This is a genomic window from Natronoarchaeum rubrum (genome assembly GCF_024494695.1).
Genome location: NZ_JANHDP010000003.1, coordinates 135,867 through 152,403 on the forward strand (window position 1 = coordinate 135,867; position 16,537 = coordinate 152,403).

The 16,537-nt window shown below is 67.2% G+C and carries 16 protein-coding genes and 1 tRNA gene; 8 read left to right on the forward strand and 9 right to left on the reverse strand.

The features are described from left to right. Window positions 1-26: 26 nt before the first annotated feature. The gene (locus tag NO931_RS08315; protein WP_256391194.1) at window positions 27-578 is read right to left on the reverse strand and encodes a metal-dependent hydrolase; all 552 of its coding nucleotides are present in this window, start codon (window positions 576-578) and stop codon (window positions 27-29) included. Between the two features lie 94 nt (window positions 579-672). Here NO931_RS08315 and NO931_RS08320 point away from each other — a divergent pair, with 94 nt between their 5' ends. Beyond that, on the forward strand, window positions 673-915 hold the full coding sequence (locus NO931_RS08320) for a hypothetical protein (protein WP_256391195.1): 243 nt from the start codon (window positions 673-675) through the stop codon (window positions 913-915). Window positions 916-1,039: 124 nt separating this feature from the next. On the opposite strand, the gene NO931_RS08325 is transcribed toward NO931_RS08320, so the two are convergent. Continuing rightward, window positions 1,040-1,124 (reverse strand) — tRNA-Leu (locus tag NO931_RS08325). A gap of 218 nt (window positions 1,125-1,342) precedes the next feature. On the opposite strand from NO931_RS08325, the gene NO931_RS08330 reads away from it, so the two are divergent. Next, window positions 1,343-1,720: a DUF7522 family protein gene (locus NO931_RS08330; RefSeq protein ID WP_256391196.1), complete on the forward strand. Its 378-nt coding sequence runs from the start codon at window positions 1,343-1,345 to the stop codon at window positions 1,718-1,720. A 31-nt stretch (window positions 1,721-1,751) separates the two neighbouring features. Here the strand turns inward: NO931_RS08330 and NO931_RS08335 are convergent, their stop codons facing one another. Beyond that, window positions 1,752-1,985 carry a DUF8119 family protein gene (locus NO931_RS08335; protein ID WP_256391197.1) on the reverse strand — a complete coding sequence of 78 codons (234 nt, stop codon included), beginning with the start codon at window positions 1,983-1,985 and terminating at the stop codon, window positions 1,752-1,754. A gap of 198 nt (window positions 1,986-2,183) precedes the next feature. On the opposite strand from NO931_RS08335, the gene sucC reads away from it, so the two are divergent. Both sucC and sucD read left to right on the forward strand, forming a co-directional pair. After that, complete coding sequence (gene sucC / locus NO931_RS08340; RefSeq protein WP_256391198.1) at window positions 2,184-3,332, forward strand: ADP-forming succinate--CoA ligase subunit beta; 1,149 nt, start codon at window positions 2,184-2,186, stop codon at window positions 3,330-3,332. Next, on the forward strand, window positions 3,329-4,198 hold the full coding sequence (sucD, locus tag NO931_RS08345; protein WP_256391199.1) for a succinate--CoA ligase subunit alpha: 870 nt from the start codon (window positions 3,329-3,331) through the stop codon (window positions 4,196-4,198). The genes sucC and sucD overlap by 4 nt, the downstream gene beginning before the upstream one ends. 111 nt (window positions 4,199-4,309) lie before the next feature. Here the strand turns inward: sucD and NO931_RS08350 are convergent, their stop codons facing one another. The 4 genes from NO931_RS08350 to purD form a co-directional block, all read right to left on the reverse strand. Then, complete coding sequence (locus tag NO931_RS08350; RefSeq protein WP_256391200.1) at window positions 4,310-5,539, reverse strand: orc1/cdc6 family replication initiation protein; 1,230 nt, start codon at window positions 5,537-5,539, stop codon at window positions 4,310-4,312. 421 nt (window positions 5,540-5,960) lie between these two features. Then, a complete protein-coding gene (locus NO931_RS08355; RefSeq protein ID WP_375142021.1) occupies window positions 5,961-6,509 on the reverse strand; it encodes an acyltransferase in 549 nt (182 codons plus the stop codon). 70 nt (window positions 6,510-6,579) lie between these two features. Then, window positions 6,580-7,830 (reverse strand): GNAT family N-acetyltransferase, encoded by a 1,251-nt coding sequence (locus NO931_RS08360; protein WP_256391202.1) that lies wholly within the window; start codon window positions 7,828-7,830, stop codon window positions 6,580-6,582. Between the two features lie 96 nt (window positions 7,831-7,926). Further along, window positions 7,927-9,216 (reverse strand): phosphoribosylamine--glycine ligase, encoded by a 1,290-nt coding sequence (gene purD / locus NO931_RS08365; RefSeq protein ID WP_256391203.1) that lies wholly within the window; start codon window positions 9,214-9,216, stop codon window positions 7,927-7,929. 174 nt (window positions 9,217-9,390) lie between these two features. On the opposite strand from purD, the gene treF reads away from it, so the two are divergent. After that, window positions 9,391-10,905, forward strand: a complete 1,515-nt coding sequence (gene treF, locus NO931_RS08370; protein ID WP_256391204.1) for an alpha,alpha-trehalase TreF — start codon at window positions 9,391-9,393, stop codon at window positions 10,903-10,905. Between the two features lie 29 nt (window positions 10,906-10,934). On the opposite strand, the gene NO931_RS08375 is transcribed toward treF, so the two are convergent. Further along, complete coding sequence (locus tag NO931_RS08375) at window positions 10,935-11,354, reverse strand: DUF7522 family protein (protein WP_256391205.1); 420 nt, start codon at window positions 11,352-11,354, stop codon at window positions 10,935-10,937. A 157-nt stretch (window positions 11,355-11,511) separates the two neighbouring features. Between NO931_RS08375 and thyA the strand changes: the two genes are divergently transcribed. The 3 genes from thyA to NO931_RS08390 all read left to right on the forward strand — a co-directional run bounded on the left by thyA (window position 11,512) and on the right by NO931_RS08390 (window position 15,339). Next, window positions 11,512-12,501 (forward strand): thymidylate synthase, encoded by a 990-nt coding sequence (gene thyA, locus NO931_RS08380; RefSeq protein WP_256391206.1) that lies wholly within the window; start codon window positions 11,512-11,514, stop codon window positions 12,499-12,501. Beyond that, the gene (locus NO931_RS08385) at window positions 12,502-13,056 is read left to right on the forward strand and encodes a dihydrofolate reductase (protein ID WP_256391207.1); all 555 of its coding nucleotides are present in this window, start codon (window positions 12,502-12,504) and stop codon (window positions 13,054-13,056) included. It abuts the gene before it with no gap. 147 nt (window positions 13,057-13,203) lie between these two features. Beyond that, on the forward strand, window positions 13,204-15,339 hold the full coding sequence (locus NO931_RS08390) for a thioredoxin domain-containing protein (RefSeq protein WP_256391208.1): 2,136 nt from the start codon (window positions 13,204-13,206) through the stop codon (window positions 15,337-15,339). Between the two features lie 32 nt (window positions 15,340-15,371). On the opposite strand, the gene NO931_RS08395 is transcribed toward NO931_RS08390, so the two are convergent. After that, on the reverse strand, window positions 15,372-16,505 hold the full coding sequence (locus NO931_RS08395; protein WP_256391209.1) for an AI-2E family transporter: 1,134 nt from the start codon (window positions 16,503-16,505) through the stop codon (window positions 15,372-15,374). Window positions 16,506-16,537: the final 32 nt, after the last annotated feature.

Genomic DNA, 16,537 nt, shown 5'->3' on the forward strand with positions numbered 1-16,537 from the left:
AATTGCCAGATCGTGACGCCGTGGCGTCAGTCCTCCTCGTCGACGCCGCGGGATCCCACCGATCGGACGCGGACGCCTCTTCCGGACCAGCCTACGGCGACGACGTGCGCCCCGAGGCCCGCGCAGAACGTCCCGAGGTTCCTGACCGTGTTTCCGTAGTGGAGCGTCTCGACTCTGAGCGGCGCGTGACTGATCGGCCACAGCGGACTCACGGGCTGAGTCGCGGGCAACAGCATCAGCACGTCTCCCACCACGTGGCCGAAGACGCCCAGGGAGAGTGCGAACGCGTAGTACACGGCCGTCGGCGGCACCGATAAGTTCGAGACGGAGTTGTTCGTCGAAGTCAGTGTCGACGCGCAGGCGAGCGACGTGAGGCCGACGAGACCGACGGCGACGGCGAACCCGAGCGTGTGCGTGACGCCGTGGTGGGCGACGCCGGGGACGAACAGGTCGAGGTCGGGAATCGTCGAAGCCAGTAGTGCGAGGACGGTGAACCGCGTCGCGATGCGCGGGCGTAAGACGGCGACGAACGGCGCGGACAGTACCAGCGCGACGCCGAGGTGCCCGATCGGATACATTCGATCCGTGTGAGTCAACGACACCCACGGTAAAAACCGCTGTTCCGAAGAAGGTTGGCAGGAGGCGGCTACGTCACGGCGGGGACGAACGACTATGGCACGCGCGGCCGAAGTTCGGTACGCGATGACCGTCGGATCGGCAAGCGTTTCCTACGCCGCCGCCCACGCACTGACGATTCTCGGGACGACGATCGCCGTCTACGGAGCCCTCGGGATCGCGCTCAGCCCGGTGATCGGCCCGATCCCGGGCGTCGCGTTCTCGCGGGTGGTTGGCGCCGTCGTTTTCGTCCTCGGAGCGTCGCTCGCCGTCTGGGGACTCACCAGGGATTCCGACTAGACGATGGATGCTGCTGTCGAGCCACAGAAACCTCTTTTCGAGTTAGCTTCAGTAGGATGGTGCGTGGGTGCAGTCCCAAGGGAGTGCACCGTATGCATCGTCGGCGGCTGAGCCGCCCTTGCGATGCGTGGGACCGGATTTGAACCGGCGGACCCCTACGGGACAGCGCCCTCAACGCTGCGCCGTTGGCCTAGCTTGGCTACCCACGCTCGCGGTGTCTTGCTGCACTCACTCCTAATCAACGGGTGGATAAAAGGGCTTTCGTTTATCCGTTCGAACGGGACGCATTACCACGCAAGGGCGACGGGGTCCGGAGGAGACGCGAGCGCCGGGTTTAGGTCCGAGCGAGCGGTGCGAACGTCCGCTGCAGGGAATCGCCCAAACACATCGGCAGTCGCTTGATTGGCGCGTCGCCCGAATCACGCGTATGGTTGAGACCCTATCGGACGAGACTGCCGAGGAGATCGTCAGAACCTGTCGCGCGGCGATCGGCGACGAGGTGCGCAACGTGACGTTCATCACCGAAGACGACTACGACGTCCACTACGTCCGCGACGACGTCGACGCCGACACCGAGTCGACGGGGTTCATCGAGGCCGAACAGCGGGGCTTCGCCTCCCAGCGCACGTACGGCTGGTCGGACATGGGCGAGTACGTGTTCACGATCCGCGCGTTCGAGGACGGCTACATCGGCCGGGTGATCGCAGGGGACCAGGGCGTCTACGTCGCCGCCGACGCGCTGACCGTCGACTCCTTTACCGACGCCGCAGAGAGCATCCGAGATCTGCTCGTCGACGCCGAGTGACGCCGCCGTCCCCATTGGGCATCCCGGCCGCTCACTCGTCGTCCGACCCCGTCGCGTCGTCTGCGCCGAGCGCGCCGAACGGGACGAGCGTCGCGTACACCACGACGGCGCCGAACAGCACGACGTAGTAGAGCCAGTTGTCGAAGTTCCGCGCGTCGAACAGCCACCACAGTCCCCCGACGAGCCCCAGCACCACGAGCAGGTCCACCGCGATTGCCCGTCGGCGTCGGACGGCGGCGTCGACGGCGTCCGGGAGGCCGACCATGGGGGCATCTACGACGCCGCGGTGTAAAAACAGGAGGCGACGGGTAGGCGGAAAGTCGCGGATGGACGGCGCGCGAAAGGCGGGTAGCGAGCGACAGGCGAGCGGAAATCGGGACCGAGAGTCGGCGACCCACGGCAGCCGGTAGCAAGAGCCGAAATCGCTGGGCTTTAAGCGTGGCGGAACGGCTCGTATAACTGCATGAAACTCCACGAATACCAGGCGAAGCAGGTCTTCGCCGACGCCGGAATTCCGACGCCAGCGTCCCAGTTGGCCGAGAGCGTCGACGAAGTCGTTGCTGCCGCCGAGGAGATCGGCTACCCTGTCGCCATCAAGGCGCAGGTGCAGGTCGGGGGACGCGGCAAGGCCGGCGGAATCGAGCTCGTCGAGAGCGAGGGCGAGGCCCGCGACGCCGCCGAGTCGATCCTCGGGATGGACCTCAAGGGGATCCACGTCGACCGCGTGCTCGTCGAGGAAGCGGTCGACTTCGTCAACGAGCTGTACGTCGGCGTAACGATGGACCGCGGCGAGGGCGAGCCCGTCGCGATGGTCTCGACGAAGGGCGGCGTCGACATCGAGGAGGTCGCCGAGGAGGATCCCGACGCGATCGTCCGCGAGCACGTCGACCCCGCGTTCGGCATGCAGCCCTACGAGGCTCGACGCGCCGTCTTCGAGGCCGGCGTCGACCGCGAGGTCGCCATCGACGCCGCCTCGATCCTGCAGACGCTCTATCAGCTCTGGGACGACCGCGACGCCAGCGAGGCCGAGATCAACCCGCTGATGGTCACCAGCGACGGTGAGGTCGTCGCGGCCGACGCCGTGATGAACATCGACGAGGACGCGCTGTTCCGCCAGCCCGAACTCGCCGAGATGGAAGAGGACTCCGCGGGCGGCGACGAGCTCGAACAGAAGGCCGATGAGTACGGCTTCGACTACGTCCGCCTCTCGGGCAACGTCGGCATCATCGGCAACGGCGCCGGCCTCGTGATGACGACGCTGGACCTCGTGGACCACTACGGCGGCGAGCCCGCCAACTTCCTCGACGTCGGGGGCGGCGCGAAGGCAGAACGGATCGCCAACGCGCTCGATATGGTGTTCTCCGACGACAACGTCGACTCGGTCGTGTTCAACATCTTCGGCGGGATCACCCGCGGCGACGAGGTCGCCAAGGGGATCAACGAGGCCTTAGAGCAGTTCGACGAGATCCCCAAGCCCGTGACGGTGCGCCTCGCGGGCACCAACTGGGAGGAGGGCATGGAGATCCTCAACGAGGACCTCGTGACGGTCGAACAGACGCTGGAAGACGCGGTACAGCGTGCCGTCGAGTACGCTGACGAGGTGGAAGCATGAGTGTTCTCGTAGACGACGACACCAGAGTCATCGTGCAGGGTATCACCGGCGGGGAAGGCAAGTTCCACGCCGAACAGATGATCGAGTACGGCACCAACGTCGTCGGCGGCGCGGTGCCCGGCCGCGGCGGCCAGGAAGTCGCCGGCGTCCCGGTGTTCGACACCGTCGACGAGGCCGCGCGTCAGACCGACGCCGACGCCTCCGTGATCTTCGTCCCGCCGGCGTTCGCGGGCGACGCCATCATGGAGTCGCTGGACTCGCCGCTCGATCTCGCGGTCGCGATCACCGAGGGCGTCCCGACCCAGGACATGGCCCGGGTCAACAAGCGCCTCTCGGAGGTCGACACCAAGCTCATCGGTCCGAACTGCCCCGGGATCATCACACCCGGCGAGGCCAAACTCGGCATCCTGCCCGGCAACATCTTCTCGTCGGGTAACGTCGGTCTGGTCTCGCGATCGGGCACGCTGACCTACCAGGTCGTCGACAACCTCACCGACCGCGGGCTGGGCCAGTCGACCGCGATCGGCATCGGCGGCGACCCGATCATCGGGACGACGTTCGTCGACGCCTTAGAGGAGTTCGAGAACGATCCGGACACCCACGCGATCGCGATGTGCGGCGAGATCGGCGGCGAGGACGAGGAGAAGGCCGCCCGCTACATCGCCGAGAACATGGACACGCCGGTCGTCGGCTTCATCGCCGGCCGCACGGCGCCGCCGGGCAAGCGCATGGGCCACGCGGGCGCCATCGTCTCCGGCAGCGGGACCGGCACCGCCGAATCGAAGATCAGCGCGCTCAACGACGCCGGCGTTGAGGTCGGCGACACGCCCGAGGAAGTCGCGGAAGCCGTCGAGGACCTGCTGTAAGGCGACGACCGCGCAGTTTTCGCCCCTCGGACAGCGGGGGGACACCCACCCGTCATTTCCGCTGTTCTCGGTCAACGTTCCGTTGGTCTCCGTCAACGATCCGGGCGATTCTCACAGCGTCGACTGGTAGGAGTTCTCGTCGACCTCGACGGCGTCGGTTTCCGCGAATGCCTCGACGACGCGGTCGACTTTGACGTCGAGTTCGTACTGCTTGTACTTCCCGCCGGCGCGTCCGGCGTTTTTCTTGTCGACCGTCGCCAGCCCGATCAGGTCGATCTCGGACATGTGGTCCCGCAGCGCGCGGGCAGAGAGCGGATCGGTCGCGTGCTGGTTGCAGATCGAGCCGTAGAACTCGTAGAGATCCTTCGTACGGATCGGGGTCTCGTCCCGGCGCTCGGCGATCGCCAGCGCGTGGAGGGCGTACTGGCCGTGTGGCGACAGCCCCTGGATCATCTCCGAGACGCGCCCGCGCTCGACGACGCCTTTCGCCTCCTCGACGTGCTCTTCGGTGATCTCGTCGGCGTCCTCGCGGCGGGCGATGTCGCCGGCCTCGCGCAGGATGTCGATAGCCTGTCGGGCGCTTCCCTTGTCCTGTGCGGCGTACGCGGCCGACAGCGCCACCGGCGCCGTGTCGTACGCGTCGGCGTGGAGGCCCTTTTCGGCGCGCTGGAACAGGATCTCCCGCAGTTCCTCGGACTCGTAAGCGGGAAAGAGGATCTCCTTCTCGCACAGCGAATCTTTGACCTTCGCGGAGAGGTCGTCCCGAAACGAGAAGTCGTTGCTGATCCCGACGACGCCGAGAGTCGCGTTCTCGATCTCGGGACGGGAGAGCTTGTAGAGGATCGTGTCGTCGTCGCCGACGTTGTCGACCTCGTCGAGCACCGTCAGGACGACGCCGCCGATCTCGTCCAGTTCCTCGAACAGCCAGTTGTAGATGTCGCTGGGGGCGTGTCCGCGCGTGGCAACCTGATTGTGATCGTCGCGCAGCTCGTTCAGGAGTTCGACGGCGACTTGATACGACGACGTCAGCGCCTCGCAGTTGAGATAGACGATCGAGAGGTCGATCTCGTCGCCGTCGCGATCCTCGTTGTGGCTCCGGACGTCCCGTCGAAGCCAGTCGAGCATGTACCTCGTGGTGGCGGTCTTTCCTGTCCCCGTCTTGCCGTAAATGAAGATGTTGTTGGGCCGCCAGCCGTTGAGGACGGGTTCGAGCGCCGAGGCGTACTCGTTGATCTGCTCGTCCCGTTCGATGAGTTCCTCGGGCTGGAACCCTTCGACGTCGAAGACGTCGCGGTCAGTGAATATGTTCTGAGTCGTGTTGAAAGGCGACTTCCGCGACACGTGCGATCGGAAGGGCGAATCTATTATAAAACCTCCGTTCCGCTGTTTCCGATGTTCCGTCAAGTATATATTGTTGGCTACCCGTCGTTTCCGCTGTTCCCCGGGCCGCGACGAGCGGGTTCCGCGGGGACCTCTCGGCGACATCCGAATCCAGAATGCTCCGTGCCCTCGGTGACAGCCGAACCAAAACGCTCTGTACTCTCGGCGACAGCCGAACCAAAACGCTCCGTGACCTCGGCGACAGCCGAACGCTCCGCACTCTCGGCGATCTCTCAACTGCTGTAGAACAGCGGAAACGACGGGTGCGTCTCCCAGCACTCGGGCCCTTCGGCCGCTGCAGAACAGCGGAAACGACGGGTGGGCGTCCCGGACTCACGGGCGTTGCAGCGCGCCTCGAAAAGCGTTGCAGCGCGCCTCGAATCTAGTCCTCCGGCGGCGCGTTGCCGTCGTCGGACGTCGAATCGCGAGATTCCGAGAGCGGCCGAGCCGGTACGCCCGCAACCGTCTCGCCGGGCGGGACGTCCTCGACGACCAGCGAGTTGGCCGCGACCTGCGCTCCGGCGCCGATCTCGACGCCGGGAAGCACGATCGCGCCGGCGCCGATCATCGCGCGCTCGCCGACGACGACGTCGCCCAGCCGGTACTCGTCCTGCAGGAACTCGTGGCACAGGAGCGTGGCGTCGTAGCCGATGATCGCGTGATCCTCGACGGTGATCCGATCGGGCCAGAACACGTCCGGCGTCGATTCGAGCCCCCACGAGACGCCCTCGCCGACCGTGACGCCGATGCGACGCAGCAACCAGCTCTTGAGCCGCAGGCTCGGGGAGATCCGGCAGATCACGATCACTACGTAGTTGAGCATCACCCGCAGCGGGTGGCGAGCCTCGGGCCAGTGGCGCAGCGAGTTCAGCGGGCCGGCCGTCCCGTGGCGGGCGAGCCGTTCGTGGCGCGGGTCGTCGCTCACTATCAATCAGTTCGGGCACTCGATATTTAAACTGGTCGGCGTCCGGCGGCGAGGTGAATTCGGCGTTCCCGGGGCGCTACGAGCAGTCCTGTTCGGCGAACGGCAGCCGCCAGTCTCGCCGCTCCGGGAGGGTGCGGTCGCCGACGGTCCACGACGCCGGCTCGCGGAGCGACAGCGGCCGCGCGACGACCGCGGTCAGCGAGCCGAACAGCGACAGCGGTGGGTGGTCGTCCCGGAAGAACCCGTGGGCGTCGAGCACCGGCGACGGAAGCGTATCCTCGGCGGTGGCCACGACGTCGGCGTCGGCGTGATCGCTCACCGCAGCTGCGACGAGCGCGTCGAACGCGTCCGACCGTTCGTTCTGCCCGACCAGCGGGAACGCGTCGAGCAGTTTGAGACACGTCATATCTCCGCTCCGCTCTACGGCCGTGACGATCGCCGCGTCGAGGTCGCCGTCGCGCCCGGCGGTGTACGTGCGAACCGACCAGTTCGGGTTCGCGTAGCGCCAGTCGAGAAACGCCTCGGTACGAGGCGTGTGGATGCGACCCGGGACCGCCGATTCGTACAGCGACGCCAACCGATCCGCCGGGACGCCGTCGCGACGCCGAACGTCGATTGCCGACGCGGCGTCGCCGTCGCCGGTCGCCGCGACGACCTCCCGGAGGCGGTTGAACGCGCTCGCGCCGGCGTCGGCGGCCGAGCCCACGACGGAATCGGCGGCGGGCCCCGCGACGCCGTCGACGCGGTCGCCGAACGCCTCGAAGAACGCCGAGGGGTTGTGGATGCGGTACGCCGTGGCGACGGTTCCGACCTCGACCCAGCCGAGCTTGAGGTAGGCGCTCTTCGCTTCCTCGTTGGGGAAGTTGAACACGAACGACGGCTCTCGATCCTCGAAGTAGTCGAGCGCCTGCTCGGTCATCCGGGTGAGGAGCCCGTTCCGACGGTGGTCCGGGTGGACCATCGCGTCGGCCGGCTGGATCGCCAGCTCAGCCCCGTCACCGGCTCGCATCGAAAACGAAATGAACGGCTCGGCGCCCACGAGTTCGCCGTTTCGCTCGGCGACGAACATCCGCGGTCGGTCGGCGTACGGGCCGCCGTACCGCCACGAGAACCACTCCTCGCTTCGGGAGGCGTCGAACACGTCGTCGTACAGTTCGAGGAACTGTGCCCGGTCGCCCGGCCGATACGGGCGAACCACGTACCCGTCGCTCGTCGTCGCGTCGCCCTGGACCGACCCCGGTTCCGTGCGCCCGGCGCGCCCCTGCATCGCCTGCTCGGACGAGGCGGTCGGCTTCGACCCGCTGTCCGACGTTGTCGGTTTGCTCATCTACACCATCATTCCGCGGAGATGATGTTTAGTTATGCTACAAGTAACTAGAAAGTAAAACTAAATTAACGCAACTAAATGGCGAGTATACGGCACCTACTCGCGGAGTTGCTCGATGTGGTCGATCCGCTGTTGAACCAGATCGGGTTTGCCGATGTCGTGGCGGACGCGTAGCCCGTCGGTGCCGGCGCGTTCGAGCGCGTCCTCGGCGATCTCCTCGGCTTCGGTGATCGAATCGGCGACGCCCACGACGGCGTAGGATCGGGAGGTCGTGGTGTAGATACCGTCCTCGCGGGCGTCCACGCTGGCGTAGTAGAGGATCGCGTCGCCGGCGTTCTCGTCGCTGATCGTGACCTTCGCTCCGGCGTCGGGATCGGTTGGATAGCCGTCGGGGACGGCGTACTTGCAGACGGTCGCGTGCTCGGCGAAGTCGAGTTCGGGCAGCGCCTCGCCCTCGCGGGCCGCGACCAGCACGTCGAGGAAGTCCGTCTCCAGCACCGGCAGCGTGTTCATCGCCTCGGGGTCGCCGAAGCGCGCGTTGAACTCGACGACCTTGATGCCGTCCGCGGTGAGCATGAACTGGCCGTAGAGGACGCCCTTGTAGCCATCGAGCGCGTCGACGACCTCGCGCATGATCGCCAGCGCCTCGGCGGAGTCGCCCTCGTGCATGAACGGCAACTGGAACGAGGCGTCGCTGTAACTGCCCATCCCGCCGGTGTTGGGCCCTTCGTCACCCTCGTAGGCGCGCTTGTGGTCCTGCACGGCCGGCGTGATCCGCAGGGAACCGTTGGCGACGAAGCCCTGAACCGTGAACTCCTCGCCGACTAGCCGCTCCTCGAGGACGATCCGATCGTACTCGGACTCGCGGATGTACTCTTTCCCTTCCTCGGCGGTGACCTGATCGCCGATGACTTTCACGCCCTTCCCGCCGGTGAGGCCGGCGGGTTTGATCACGAGGTCGCCGTCGTACTCGTCGATATACTCGCAGGCGGCCTCGCCGTCCTCGAAGACCTCGAAGTCCGGACAGCCCGAGACGTCGTTCTCGGCCATGAATTCGCGCTGGAACGACTTGTCCGTCTCGATCCGGGCTTCGGCTTCCTGCGGGCCGAAGGCGTAGACGCCGGCGTCGTCGAGCGCGTCGGCCACGCCCGCGGCCAGCGGCGCCTCGGGACCGACCACGGCGAGCGTCGCGTCGACCGATTCGGCGTACTCGACGACCGCTTCGGGATCGGTCGTGTCGAGCGTCTCGACGCCCGCGGCGATCTCGGCGATGCCGGGGTTCCGGTTGCCGGCGCAAGCGTACAGGGCTGCGTCGGACTCGGACAGTGCGCGCGCGATCGCGTGCTCCCGGCCGCCGCCGCCGACCAGCAGTACGGTCTCTGTCATACCCGGAACGGGTACGCACGGTAGTGTAAAGGTTGCTGTTTCACCGGTTCGGAGTGTACAAGATCGTGCTGGTGATCGGACGACCCGGATCCGACTTCCGAGGCAGATTAGTTTACAACAGGTGTTAGTAACTAGCCGAAAGTATGAACTACCACCCCGCAACTATACCGAACGATGGATGTACCCGCTCACCTCGACGGCGCCCTCTTCGAGGCGGTGCAGCGCGGCGGCACGTTCGATGACTCGAAGACCTTCGTCGACAGCGTTCCTCTGACGGACCCGGAGGAGATCCGCCGTCGGTTCGAGGTGCGACGCGACGACTCCGGGTTCGATCTAGAGTCCTTCGTCGAGGACCACTTCAGGCAGCCCCAGACCGCAGCGTCGGGGGTTCCGACGGATGCCGACACCGTCGAGGAACACGTCCGTCGACTCTGGCCGCTGCTCGTCGTAGAGCCGGCCTCGATCGCCGCCAAGCGCGGATCTCTGATCCGGGTCCCGGAACCGTACGTCACGCCCGGCGGGCGATTTCGCGAACTGTACTACTGGGACAGCTATTTCACCGCGGAGGGGCTCGCGGCCTGCGGGAACCTCGAAAGAGTCGAAGACCTCGTCGAGAACTTCGCGTGGCTGATCGAGGAGTACGGGCACGTCCCCAACGCGAACCGCGAGTACTACCGAACGCGCTCCCAGCCGCCGATGTTCGCCTCGCTACTGGGGGTGCTCGAACGCGAGTGCGGGTTCGACGCCGTCGAACCGCACCTCCGGGTGCTCGAACGCGAGTACGAGTTCTGGATGGACGGCCGGGAATCTCTGAGCGCTCCCTCGTCGTCGACTCGGCGAGTCGTTACCCTGGCCGACGGGACGCTCAACCGCTACTGGGACGACGCCGCGACGCCGCGCCCCGAGTCCTACCGGGAAGACGTGGCGCTCGCCGAGCGGGCGACCGACCGCGACGACGCGGACCTCTTTAGAGACGTACGAGCCGCCTGCGAATCTGGCTGGGACTTCAGCGGGCGGTGGTGTCGCGGCGACGACTTGACGACGATTCGCACTACGGATCTGGTCCCCGTCGATCTCAACGCGACGTTGTACGGCGTCGAGTCGTCGCTCGCGCGGTGGTTCGACGCCGCGGGCGACGACGACAGGGCCGGCCGCTACGCGGCGGCGGCCACTTCCAGGGCCGACGCCGTCAACGAGCACTGCTGGGACGCGGACGCGGGTTTCTACTTCGACTACGACGTGTCCGCGGACCGGCGATCCGAAACGTGGACGCTCGCGGCCATCTCGCCACTTTTCTTCGGCCTCGCAGACGACGAGCAGGCCGACGCGGTCGCGGACGCGCTCGAGTCGAAGTTCCTCCGCGAGGGCGGGTTGGTCACGACGCTCTCCGAGACTGGCCAACAGTGGGACGCGCCGAACGGTTGGGCGCCCCTCCACTGGCTCGCCGTGATCGGACTGGAGCGGTACGGGCACGACGACCTCGCACGAGAGATCGCGACGCGCTGGGTTCGGCTGGTCGAGGACGTGTTCGATCGGACCGGAAAGTTAGTCGAGAAGTACAACGTCTGCGACACGACGCTTCGCGCCGGCGGCGGGGAGTACCCCCTGCAGGACGGGTTCGGCTGGACCAACGGCGTCACCGTGGCGCTGAAAGAGCGGTTCGACCTCGAACATCCGCCGACAGCCTGAGCGGGCAAAGGCCGATGCCGCGGGGCGGATCACGCCTCCGCGAGGAGTTTCCGGAGCGTGACGGCGAGTTCTTTGAACGCGTCGATCTGGAGGCCGTCCGTGGTAGTGAGCACTCCCCGGTCACCCTCGATCACGCGGCTGAGGAAACCGTACTCGAAGATGCGCATCGTGAACTGGTACTCGCCGACGTCGGGTTCGACGTTCGGTTCGGGGGTCAGCTTCCGGTAGGTCTCGGCGTCGCCGAACCCGATCCGCTCGTTCTCGACGAACAACTCCTTGACGCGCCGGACGGCCTCCTCTTCCCCGTCGTAGAGGTCGTCCCGAACGTACAGCACGTCGAAGCTGTCAGGCGTGAAGTAGATCACCGTCCGCAGGGAGTCGCCGACTGCGGTCCGGCAGGCACTTGCGATGGTCTCGTCGAATTCGGTGGTCGTTGTGGTCGATACCATGGTGAGTATACGCTCGCAGAGGGCATCAACTGTTGCCTGCGAGCCGCTCGATCCGTGACAGGTCCGAAGCGATCGAGCCGCGCGGCGCGATCGCGGAACTCGTTTCGCGCGCGCCGACCGACACCTACTTTGAGGCCCGACCGGCACCTAGTCGCTAATGCAGGAGTACCTGGATCTCGTCGACTCCGTCCTCACGGAGGGCGCGTACAAGCCCAACCGGACGGGGGTCGACACCGTCTCGGCGTTCAGCCGTCACTACGAGGTCGACCTTCGGGAGGGCTTTCCCCTCCTGACGACCAAGCAGATGGACGGCTACCGGTGGAACTCGCTGATTCACGAGTTCCTCTGGTATCTCTCCGGCGAGGAACACATCCGATCGCTCCGCGAGGAGACCGGCATCTGGGACGCGTGGGCCGACGACGAGGGGCGCCTCGACACCGCCTACGGACGATTCTGGCGCCGCTTCCCCTACCCCGAGGAGGGTCTGGACGGCGAGACGTGGCCCGACGAGGACCACCGCTGGGTCAACGAGGACGAGCGGACGTTCGACCAGATCCAGTACGCGCTCGACCAGTTGCGGGAGAACCCCCGCTCGCGCCGGATCGTCGTCAACGCGTGGCACCCTGCGAACGCGGCCGTCTCGACGCTGCCGCCGTGTCACTACTCGTTCGTGTTCAACGTGCAGGGAGACCGCCTGAACGTCCACCTCACGCAGCGCTCGGGCGACGTCGCGCTCGGGGTTCCGTTCAACATCGCGGCGTACTCGCTGCTGGCGACCGCGATCGCCCAGCGCACCGGCTTCGAGGTCGGCAAGTTCGCCCACACCGTCGTCGACTCCCACATCTACTGCGGGAAGGGCGACCGGGGCGCGTGGTACGAGGAGAACCTCTCGGCGCTCAAGGAGCGCCTCGCCGCCGTCGAGTCCGACGAGGAGTACCGCGACGTGAAGTCATGGCTCGAAGCGACGGCGCCCGAGGGCGAGGGGTACGACCACGTTCCGGGCCTGCTCGAACAGCTCGCCCGCGAGCCGCTCGATCGCCCCGAGATCCACGTCGCCGACAAGCCGCTGGACGAGTTGGCGTACGAGGACGTCGAACTGCGGGACTACGACTCACACCCCGGCATCTCGTTCAAGGTGGCCGAGTAGATGGAGCTGGTCGTCATCGCGGCGGTCGCGGAGAACGGCGTCATCGGCGTCGAGGGGGAGATGGCCTGGCACATCCCCGAGGATCTGGCGCACTTCAAGCGCGCGACGACGGGCCACCCGGTGATCATGGGCCGCGTGACCTACGAGAGCATCGCCGAGGATCTCGGCGGGCCGCTGCCCGACCGGACGAACGTCGTGCTCAGTCGGAGCGGCGTCGACGCGCCCGAGGACGTGATCGTCGTCGACGACACCGATGCCGCGCTCGCCGCGGCGGAGAACGCGCTCGACCGGCGGAACGACGCCGCCGACGAGGATGCCGATGAGAGTCCCGACGAGCGCGCCTTCGTGATCGGCGGCGCGACGGTGTACGAGCAGTTCCTGCCCGACGCCGACCGACTGATGCTGACCGAGGTCCACGAACGGTACGACGGTGACACGTACTTCCCGGACTGGGACCGCGGGCTGTGGGTCGAACTCGAACGCGACGAGCGCGACGGGTTCGCGTTCGTCGAGTACGCGCGCGACGCCGACGCCGAGTCGGCGTTCGTCGACTGAGCGGTGGGTCGCTTCGCATCGGCGTCGTGACGCCGCGGCGGAGGCGCCGCTGTGCGGGACCCGGCGCCGCGGCGAAAGCGGCGTCTCGCTGACGCCGTCGCGTCCGATGAGGACGGCCTTTTACCGTCAAACGCCGTACGTGGAGCCATGAGCGACGCCCCCACCGATCGCAATCGGCTCGACGAGGAGGAGAGCCCGTACCTCCGGCAGCACGCCGACAACCCGGTCAACTGGCAGCCCTGGGACGAGCAGGCGCTCGAAGCCGCCCGCGAGCGCGACGTCCCGATCTTCCTGTCGGTCGGCTACTCGGCGTGTCACTGGTGTCACGTCATGGAGGAGGAGAGCTTCGAGGACGAAGCCGTCGCCGAGCAGCTCAACGAGAACTTCGTCCCGATCAAGGTCGACCGCGAGGAGCGCCCCGATCTGGACTCGGTGTACCAGACGGTTTGCCAGCTGGTCAGCGGCCGCGGCGGCTGGCCGCTCTCGGCGTGGCTGACGCCCGAGGGGAAGCCGTTCTACGTCGGGACCTACTTCCCCAAGGAGCCCAAGCGCGGCGCGCCCGGCTTCACCAACCTGCTCGACAACATCGCGAACTCCTGGGGCGAGGACCGCGAGGAGATGGAGAACCGCGCCGAGCAGTGGACCCAGGCCGCGAAGGGCCAACTCGAGGAGACGCCAGACCAGCCCGGCGAACGCCCCGACGAGAGCGCCCTGACCGACGCGGCCAGCACCGCGGTCAGGGCGGCCGACCGCGACCACGGCGGGTTCGGCTCGGACGGCCCGAAGTTCCCCCATCCCTCGCGAATCCACCTTCTCCTGCGAGCGTACGACCGGACCGGCGAGGACGCGTACCGCGAGGTCGCCCGCGAGACGCTCGACGCGATGGCCGATCGGGGGATGTACGACCACGTCGGCGGCGGCTTCCACCGGTACGCGACCGACCGCGAGTGGATCGTGCCGCACTTCGAGAAGATGCTGTACGACAACGCCGAACTCCCGCGAGCGTACCTCGCGGGGTATCAGGCCACGGGCGAGGAGCGCTACGCCCGCGTCGCCGAGGACACGTTCGAGTTCGTCGAGCGCGAACTGACCCACCCCGACGGCGTCGGCGGGCGTGATCGGGGCGGGTTCTACAGCACGCTCGACGCCCAGAGCGAGGGCGAGGAAGGGAAGTTCTACGTCTGGACGCCCGCAGAGGTGCGCGACGCCGTCGACGACGAACTCGCCGACCTCGCGATCGATCGCTTCGGCGTCACCGACTCGGGCAACTTCGAGGGCGGCCGGACGGTGCTGACTCTCTCGGAGAGCGTCGAGACGCTGGCCGACGAGCACGACCTCGACGAGGGCGAGGTCCGCGACCGGCTGGAACGCGCCCGCGAACAGCTCTACGACGCCCGGGAAGAGCGCGTCCGGCCGCGCCGCGACGAGAAGGTGCTCGCCGGCTGGAACGGTCTTCTCATTTCGGCGCTCGCGGAGGGCGGGTTCGTGCTCGACGATCGCTGGTCGTCGCTGGCCGACGACGCGCTGGCGTTCGTCCGCGGAAAACTGTGGGACGCCGAATCCCAGCGGCTATCGCGCCGGTTCAAGGACGGCGACGTCAAGATCGACGGCTACCTGGAGGACTACGCCTTCCTCGCACGGGGCGCGTTCGACCTGTTCCAGACCTCCGGCGACGTCGATCACCTCGCGTTCGCCCTGAAGCTTGCGCGCGCGATCGAGCGGGAGTTCTGGGACGCCGACGAGGGGACGATCTACTACACGCCCGCGAGCGGCGAGTCGCTCGTGACCCGCCCGCAGGAGCTGCGCGACCAGTCGACGCCGTCGAGTCTCGGCGTCGCCGTCGACGTGTTGCTCTCGCTCGATCAGTTCGTCGGCCACGACCGGTTCGGCGAGATCGCCGAGACGGTCGTCGAAACCCACGGCCAGCGCGCGACCTCCAGTCCGATGGAGTACACGTCGCTCCTGCTCTGTGCCGACCGGCTCGACACTGGTTCGCTCGAACTGACCGCCGCCGGCGAACGATTCCCCGAAGAGTGGCGCGAGCGACTCGCCGAGACGTACCTCCCCGATCGACTGATTGCGCCCCGGCCCGCGACAGACGACGAACTGGAGGAGTGGCTCGAACGGCTCGATCTCGACGAAGCGCCGCCGATCTGGGCCGAGCGCGAGCACGTCGACGACCGGCCGACGCTGTACGCCTGTCGCTCCTTTACCTGCTCGCCGCCGGTCCACGACATCGCGGACGCGCTGGAGTGGGCCGAGGATCTCGCACCGGACGCCTGAGCGCCGGGAGTCCGGTCAGCGGCGACGGCCCATCACTCGACGGAGTCGACGCCGTCGGTTAGTCCGTCCGTCTCCGGCATCCCGCCGGTTCCGTCCGTGCTCTCGCTCGACCGGGGGGCGGCGTCCGGCGACACCGACTCGTCGTCCGCGGCGTCGTCGTCCGGAACTGGCTCGATCACTTTCTCGTACCCTTCGACGTACGTCTTGACGGTGGCGGTGAGGACGCCCAGTACGACCGGGCCGACGAACAGCCCGACGAACCCGAGCACGTAGACGCCGCCGAACACGCCCAGCAGGATCAGCCCGGGATTGAGATTCGCGCGGCGATCGATCACGATCGGCCGGACGAAGTTGTCGACCGAGCTGACCACCAGCAGGCCGTAGGCCGCCAGCAGCAGGCCGTTCGCGGTGTCGCCGATCGCGACGAGATAGGCGGACGCCGCGCCCCAGACGGCGAAGGCGCCGATCAGCGGCAGGAGGCCGAGGATGATCATCACGAACGTCCAGAAGACCACTTTCGGGATGCCCGCCAGCCACAGCCCGAGACCGCCGATGAGCCCCTGAATCACCGCGACGACGAGGTGCCCGATCACGACGCCCCAGGTCGTCTGCTCGATCTGCCCGTACAGCTCGTCGGAGATTTCCCGCGAGAGCGGCGAGTGTTCCTTGGTCCACTCGACGAGCGCGGGACCGTCGCGGAGCGTGTAGTAGACGAGGAAAAAGAGCAGTCCGAAGCCCATCCCGGTGTGCATCGCGGTGGCGAACACGTCTCCCACGCTTCCGCTCAGCAGGTCAAGCGCATCCTGCCCCGCCGTCTGGAGCAGCGGTTCGACCTTCACCTCGATGCCGAACTCCTCCGCGAGCGTGGCCTCGACGGCGGCGATCTGGAGATCGATGTTGCCCCTCGCCAGCGCCCGCATGTCGCGGTACAGCCGCAGCGCGACGAACAGCAGCGGGACGACCACGGCGACGACCGACGACAGGATCAACAGCACCGCTGAGAGCCGGCCGCCGACGCGGTCCGACAGCCGCCCGTGCAGCGGCATCAACAGATACGCGAGCACGACCGCACCGAGCACGTACTCGATAAAGGGGAGGACGACCGCCAGCGAGACGACCGCCGCCACCGCGATACAGCCGAGCAGGAACGCCTGCTGACGTTTCATGGCGCCCGCTTGTCCCGGCGGTAGCATAAAGG

Bases quoted from the DNA above. Each gene is read 5' to 3' on its own strand.
- NO931_RS08315 (WP_256391194.1), bottom strand. From the start codon at position 578: ATGTATCCGATCGGGCACCTCGGCGTCGCGCTGGTACTGTCCGCGCCG.
- NO931_RS08320 (WP_256391195.1), top strand. From the start codon at position 673: ATGGCACGCGCGGCCGAAGTTCGGTACGCGATGACCGTCGGATCGGCA.
- NO931_RS08330 (WP_256391196.1), top strand. From the start codon at position 1,343: ATGGTTGAGACCCTATCGGACGAGACTGCCGAGGAGATCGTCAGAACC.
- NO931_RS08335 (WP_256391197.1), bottom strand. From the start codon at position 1,985: ATGGTCGGCCTCCCGGACGCCGTCGACGCCGCCGTCCGACGCCGACGG.
- sucC (WP_256391198.1), top strand. From the start codon at position 2,184: ATGAAACTCCACGAATACCAGGCGAAGCAGGTCTTCGCCGACGCCGGA.
- sucD (WP_256391199.1), top strand. From the start codon at position 3,329: ATGAGTGTTCTCGTAGACGACGACACCAGAGTCATCGTGCAGGGTATC.
- NO931_RS08360 (WP_256391202.1), bottom strand. From the start codon at position 7,830: ATGAGCAAACCGACAACGTCGGACAGCGGGTCGAAGCCGACCGCCTCG.
- purD (WP_256391203.1), bottom strand. From the start codon at position 9,216: ATGACAGAGACCGTACTGCTGGTCGGCGGCGGCGGCCGGGAGCACGCG.
- treF (WP_256391204.1), top strand. From the start codon at position 9,391: ATGGATGTACCCGCTCACCTCGACGGCGCCCTCTTCGAGGCGGTGCAG.
- NO931_RS08375 (WP_256391205.1), bottom strand. From the start codon at position 11,354: ATGGTATCGACCACAACGACCACCGAATTCGACGAGACCATCGCAAGT.
- thyA (WP_256391206.1), top strand. From the start codon at position 11,512: ATGCAGGAGTACCTGGATCTCGTCGACTCCGTCCTCACGGAGGGCGCG.
- NO931_RS08385 (WP_256391207.1), top strand. From the start codon at position 12,502: ATGGAGCTGGTCGTCATCGCGGCGGTCGCGGAGAACGGCGTCATCGGC.
- NO931_RS08390 (WP_256391208.1), top strand. From the start codon at position 13,204: ATGAGCGACGCCCCCACCGATCGCAATCGGCTCGACGAGGAGGAGAGC.
- NO931_RS08395 (WP_256391209.1), bottom strand. From the start codon at position 16,505: ATGAAACGTCAGCAGGCGTTCCTGCTCGGCTGTATCGCGGTGGCGGCG.